The following is a 6,091-nucleotide window of genomic DNA, read 5'->3' on the forward strand; positions in this document are numbered from 1 at the left end:
TCCGAGGTGCGGTAGAACTTGCGGGGACGCGCCTCGTCGGTGTTCCACTCGCTCGTGAGGTACTCCTGCTTCTCCAGACGGCGCAGCAGCGGGTACAGGGTGTTCGCATCGGTGGCGAAACCGCGCTGCTCGAGCATCTCCAACAGCGCGTAGCCGTATCCCGGCGAGCGCAGCAGCTGCAGGCAGGCGAGCACCACGGTGCCGCGCCGCAGTTCCTGCAGGTGGATGTCGAGGGTTTCGTTCATGCCCGTCACATTACTGTGTGTCGCACACTATCGTCAACCGCACACCGAACTGAGACTCACCCCTCCACGGGCCACGCCCGCAGGGCGACTCGGAGCAGAATGGGCACATGATCCCGCCGCTCGCAGACCTGCTCGACTCGGCCAGGGTCGTCGCCCTCCCCATGCACAGCCGCTTCCGTGGCGTCGACACACGGGAGGCACTGCTCCTCGAGGGGCCGGAAGGCTGGGCGGAGTTCTCCCCGTTCGTGGAGTACGACGACGTGGAGGCGGCGACCTGGCTGGCTGCCGCGATCGACTTCGCCTGGAATCGTCAGCCGACCGCGCTGCGGGATCGCATCGGCGTCAACGCCACGGTTCCGGCCATCGAGGCGTCACTGGTGCCCGAGCTGCTGGCGCGCTTCGCCGGCTGCCGCACGGCCAAGGTGAAGGTCGCCGAACCAGGGCAGACGCTCGGCGACGATGTCGCGCGCGTCCGGGCGGTGCGGGAGACGATGGGTCCGGAGGGCCGCATCCGCATCGACGCGAACGGCGCCTGGAACGTCGACGAGGCCGAGCACGCGGTGCACGCCCTCGGCGAGTGCGACCTCGAGTACGTGGAGCAGCCGTGCGCGACGGTTCCCGAACTGGCGGAGCTCCGAAGACGCGTGAAGTACATGGGCATCCCCGTCGCCGCCGACGAGAGCGTCCGCAAGTCGTCCGACCCCCTCGCGGTCGCCCGCGCCGGAGCCGCCGACCTGCTCGTGATCAAGGCGCAGCCCCTCGGCGGGATCACGCACGCCCTGCAGATCGTCACCGCCGCCGGCCTTCCCGTCGTGGTCTCGAGCGCGCTGGACACGGCCATCGGCCTGTCCCAGGGTGCCGCCCTCGCCGCCGCGCTCCCGATGCTCGACTACGACTGCGGGCTCGGAACGGCTTCCCTGTTCCTGGACGACGTGGCAGATCTTCGCCCGGTCGACGGCTCGATCCCCGTCGGCCGCGTGACGCCGGACGCGGAGTCGCTCAGCCGGCTCGCGGCGCCCGACGAGCGTCGCGAATGGTGGCTCGCCCGGCTCGCCCGCTGCTACGGCGAGCTGTCCACGACCACGCGCTGAATCTGCGGAACCAAAGCCCGGCCTACGACTCGATGAGCAGCTGCACCAGGCGCCCGAGTTCTTCGCCACCGGAGTGCCGGAGCTGGGCATCGTCCTGTCCGGCCATCGCCCCGCGCACGGTCATGCCCTCCCAGATGATCATGAGCATGCGGGCGGCGACCACCGCGGGCAGTCGCAGACGCAGCAGACCGGCCGCGACGATGTCGTCGACGATCTGGGCGATGCTGGCGACCATCTCCCGCTCCTGCGCGAGGTACGCCTCGCCGAACTTCGCGTCGCGCAGCGCACGGATACGGATCTCGCTGAGCAGCATGACGCCGAGCCTGTCGTCGCCGCCGAGCTCCATGATCTGCTGCACGAGCTCGATCGGATCGCAGCCTTCCACCAGGGCACCGGCGGCCGTCAACTCCTCCACACGGGTGCGCACGGCGTTCACGCGCACCTCGGAGACGCTGGCGGCGAGCATGAGGAACAGCTCATCCTTGGACTCGAAGTTCGAGTAGAACGCGCCGCGCGTGAATCCGGCGCGTTCGCACACCGCCTCGACCGACGCTCCATCGAGCCCGACCTCGGCGAAGACCTGCGCCGCGGCTTCCAGCAGGCGAGCGCGCGTGTTCTCGCGGCTGCGGGTTGCGGGTGTCGACATCGAAACCTCCTAGCCCTTCACTCTCGCATGATTCACACCCCGCACACAGGCTTGGCCGGGCGGGTCACCTTACGATACATCTATGTATTGGATACACCTGTGTATCCACCCCGCACCCCTCGGAGGAACGCGTGTCCACTCTCCTGTCCTCGCTCGGACGCTGGTCCTTCCGGCACCCGTGGCGGGTCCTCGTGTCCTGGTTGCTCGCGCTCGGCATCGCCGGCGCCGGAGCGCTCGTCCTGGGCGCGGGAACCGACAACACGTTCTCCATCCCCGGCACCGAGTCGCAGGCCGGGCTCGAGCAGCTCTCGCGCTCGTTCCCGCAGGTGAGCGGCACCAATGCGCAGTTCATCGTGGTCGCCGCCGACGGCGACAAGATCACGGACGCCGAGTACCAGGACGACATCGAGGGCGCGGTCGATGAGCTCGGCGACCTCGACGGCGTGCTCGCTGCCACCTCGCCGTACGACGAGATGGTCAAGGGCATGATCAACGACGACGACACCGCCGCCATCGTGCGCGTGCAGTTCGACGGCGAATCCACTGACGTCTCCGAGGAGACGAAGGATGCGCTGCGCACGGTCGTGAGCGACCTGGGAGCCGAACTCCCGACAGGGTCCCAGACCTCGCTCGGCGGAGATCTGTTCGCGATCTCGATCCCCGGCGTCACGCTCACCGAAGCCGTCGGACTGCTCATCGCCCTGCTGGTGCTGATCGTCACGTTCCGCTCATTCGTCGTGGCCGGCCTCCCCCTGCTCACCGCGATCCTCGGTGTCGGCATCTCGATGGCCGGCATCTTCACCGCGACCGCGTTCGCCACCGTATCGTCCACCACCCCGCTGCTGGCTCTCATGCTCGGGCTCGCGGTGGGTATCGACTACGCACTGTTCATCATGGCGAGACATCAGGACCAGGTGCGCGACGGCGTCGACCCGGAGGAGTCGGCCTCCCGTGCCGTCGGCACCGCCGGATCCGCCGTCGTGTTCGCCGGTGTCACCGTGCTCATCGCCCTGATCGGCCTCGGCTTCGCCGGCATCCCGTTCCTGACGACCATGGGTATCGCCGCCTCCGCCGCCGTGGCCGTCGCCGTCGCTATCGCCGTCACCCTCACTCCCGCCCTGCTCGGCTTCATGAAGGGCAGGGTCGTCGGGCGCCCGAAGAAGGTCAGGACCCCGAAGACGAACAAGACCGCCGCCGGTCAGGCGGACGATTCCGTGCCCTCGAAGCCGGTCGTCCCGGTGAAGGGCAGCGCCCGGTGGGTCGGCGGCGTCATGAAGCACCCCGTGCTGGTGTCGATCGCAGTGGTGCTCGGCCTCGGGATCGTCGCCGTCCCCGCGCTCAGCCTCGACCTCGCTCTGCCGAACGCCGGCGTGCTACCCAAGGACAACGAGGCACGGCAGACCTACGACCTCGTCGGCGAGGAGTTCGGCCCCGGCTTCAACGGTCCGATGATCCTGACGGGCACGATCGTCACCTCCACCGATCCGCTGACGCTGATGGAGGACCTCGGCGACGCGGTCGCGAAGGTCCCCGGCGTCAAGGAGGTCGCCCTCGCGACCCCGAACGAGACCGCAGACACCGGGATCGTGCAGATCGTGCCGGAGACCGCGCCCGACGACCCTGCGACCGCCGACCTCGTGCGCGAGCTGCGCAGCCACCACGATGAATGGCTCGACGAGTTCGGCATCGACCTCAAAGTCACCGGCTTCACGGCCGTCGGCATCGACATCTCCGACCAGCTCGGCAACGCGCTGCTGCCCTTCGGCGTCTTCGTGATCGGCCTCTCGCTCATCCTGCTGACCATCGTGTTCCGATCCCTCTGGGTGCCGATCACCGCCGCCATCGGCTATCTGTTGTCGATCGTGGCCGCTTTCGGTGTGGTCGGCGCCGTGTTCGAGTGGGGCTGGTTCGCCGATCTGCTGCATGTCGCCAAGGTGGGACCGATCATCAGCTTCATGCCGATCATCCTGATGGGCGTGCTGTTCGGCCTCGCCATGGACTACCAGGTGTTCCTCGTCTCCCGCATGCGCGAGGACTTCGTGCACGATAAGGACGCGAAGAGTCCCGACCGCGCCACCCGCAGGGCCGCTGCCCTCCGCGCCGTGCGCAGCGGCTTCACCGGCTCGGCGAAGGTCGTCACGGCGGCAGGACTCATCATGTTCGCGGTGTTCGTGGCCTTCGTCCCTGAGGGCGACTCGTCGCTCAAGCCCATCGCACTCGGCCTCGCCGCCGGCATCGCGTTCGATGCCTTCCTGGTGCGGATGACGCTGATCCCCGCCCTCATGGCCATCCTGGGCGAGCGCGCCTGGGAGCTCCCGGGCTGGCTGGAGAAGATCCTCCCCCGCATCGACGTCGAAGGCGAGGCCGTCGAACGGGAACGCCACTTGGCCGCGTGGCCGGGCGACGGATCGGTCGTCGCCGCCGACGACCTCGAGATCAGCGCGGATGCGCCGCTGATCGAGAACCTGTCGATGCGGATCCCGGAGGGCGGTGCCCTCATCGCGACCGGTGGCGACCACCGCAGCCGCCGCGCACTGGCTCTGACGATCGCGGGACGTCTGACCCCGACGGAGGGACGACTCAGGGTTGCGGGGCACCTCCTCCCCGGCCGCGCCGCCTGGGTGCGCGCACATGTCGGTTGCGTGCTGATCGACGATGCCGACACAGGGCTCGACGATCTCGCAGAAGCCCTGCGCGGAAAGTCATCCATCGTCGGGATCGACGGGATCGACCGGCTGAGCGGCGGGCAGCGCGACCAGGCGACGGCGATGCTCCGCGATGCTGCAGCGACCCGGACGATCGCGGTCTTCACCACCGCATCCGATGCCGACTCGGCACGGACGACCCTCGCCGAGGCCGGATGGCCAGACGCCCAGACACTCGACACGCGCGCCCCTCGCCCGAGCGCCGCAGAATCCACCGAGGTGACCGCATGACCCTCCCCATCGAGCGCGCGCGCTCCCGCAAGCCCATCACGTGGCTGACCATCCTCGGCGTGCTGCTGCTGCCGGCGGCGGTCGGCGGCATCCTGGTCGCGGCACTGCAGAACCCGACCGAGCGGCTGGACTCGATGACCGCGGCGATCGTCAATCTCGACGAGCCCGTGACCATCGACGGCCAGATGACCCCGCTCGGACGTCAGCTCGCCTCGGGCCTCGTCGAGGGATCGGACGACCTCGATTCGAACCTCACGTGGGTGATCTCGAACAAGGACGACGCCGCTGACGGACTCGCCGACGGCTCTTATCAGGCCGTCATCACGATTCCCGAGGACTTCTCGTCCGCCGCCACCTCGGCCGGGACCGCGATCTCCGACGGCGGAGGGAAGGCGGAGAAGGCCACCATCGAGGTGACGACCCCGAAGGACGGACTCGTCGCCGACGACCTCATCACGGGCCAGATCGCCGACGTCGCCGCTTCGACCATGGGCACGATGCTCTCCGAGGCGACGACCGAGAACATCCTGGTCGGCTTCACCACGATCGGCGACCAGATCGGCGAGGCCGCAGATGGTGCCGTCAAGCTCGCGAACGGAGCACGCGACGCCGCCACCGGAGCCGCGGCGATCCCGGACGGTGCGGCGAAACTCGCCTCCGGCGCGGGTGAGCTCAGCACGGGTGCATCCTCACTCGCCTCGGGGCTCGACACGATCGCGGGCAAGACCCGTGAAGCTGCGGCGGGTGCGGGACAGATCGGGTCCGGGCTGGCGGCTGGTGGTGCGGAGCTGCAGCAGAACGTCGGCGGGGTTCAGAAGCTGGTCGGGGCCGTGCAAGGCGCTTCCGCATCGGCGCAATCGGCAGCGACCAGCTCGGTAGCGCTCGCGCAGCGTCTGGGCGGCCTGGCTCAGCAGGCATGCACACCTCCGGTCACCGACCAAGCGCAGTGCGATCTGTACTCGTCGCTTGCAACCGACGCCGGAGCTGTCGCGAAAGACGCCGGCACGGCATCGGGCATCCTCACAAACGACGAAGTCGCCGGTGGTGTCGCAGCCCTCCCTGGCACCTTCAGCACTCTGGCGTCCAGCATGTCCCAGGCCGGCGCTGGCGCCACGCAGCTGTCCTCCGGCCTCACCCAGCTCGCCGACCAGGGTATCGGGGCATCCGCCTCTG

Annotated in this window: 5 protein-coding genes; 3 read left to right on the forward strand and 2 right to left on the reverse strand. The window is 69.0% G+C overall.

What is annotated here, in order from left to right; translation table 11 throughout:
* On the reverse strand, positions 1 to 245 hold a 245-nt coding region (locus tag DSP71_RS00090; protein ID WP_258546180.1), incomplete at its 3' end, for a PadR family transcriptional regulator.
* A 107-nt stretch (positions 246 to 352) separates the two neighbouring features.
* Between DSP71_RS00090 and DSP71_RS00095 the strand changes: the two genes are divergently transcribed.
* Positions 353 to 1,336, forward strand: a complete 984-nt coding sequence (locus DSP71_RS00095; protein WP_113680062.1) for an o-succinylbenzoate synthase — start codon at positions 353 to 355, stop codon at positions 1,334 to 1,336.
* A 22-nt stretch (positions 1,337 to 1,358) separates the two neighbouring features.
* Here the strand turns inward: DSP71_RS00095 and DSP71_RS00100 are convergent, their stop codons facing one another.
* A complete protein-coding gene (locus DSP71_RS00100) occupies positions 1,359 to 1,982 on the reverse strand; it encodes a TetR/AcrR family transcriptional regulator (RefSeq protein ID WP_046747323.1) in 624 nt (207 codons plus the stop codon).
* Positions 1,983 to 2,113: 131 nt separating this feature from the next.
* Here DSP71_RS00100 and DSP71_RS00105 point away from each other — a divergent pair, with 131 nt between their 5' ends.
* Both DSP71_RS00105 and DSP71_RS00110 read left to right on the forward strand, forming a co-directional pair.
* Positions 2,114 to 4,918 (forward strand): MMPL family transporter, encoded by a 2,805-nt coding sequence (locus DSP71_RS00105; protein WP_113680063.1) that lies wholly within the window; start codon positions 2,114 to 2,116, stop codon positions 4,916 to 4,918.
* Positions 4,915 to 6,091, forward strand: a 1,177-nt coding sequence (locus DSP71_RS00110; RefSeq protein WP_181800618.1) for a YhgE/Pip domain-containing protein, incomplete at its 3' end; no start/stop codon positions are given. The genes DSP71_RS00105 and DSP71_RS00110, both read left to right, overlap by 4 nt.

It is taken from the genome of Microbacterium sp. H6, assembly GCF_003314775.1.
GTDB lineage: Bacteria > Actinomycetota > Actinomycetes > Actinomycetales > Microbacteriaceae > Microbacterium > Microbacterium oxydans.

Coding starts and splice junctions, on each gene's coding strand:
- DSP71_RS00095 (WP_113680062.1), top strand. CDS start 353: ATGATCCCGCCGCTCGCAGACCTGCTCGACTCGGCCAGGGTCGTCGCC.
- DSP71_RS00100 (WP_046747323.1), bottom strand. CDS start 1,982: ATGTCGACACCCGCAACCCGCAGCCGCGAGAACACGCGCGCTCGCCTG.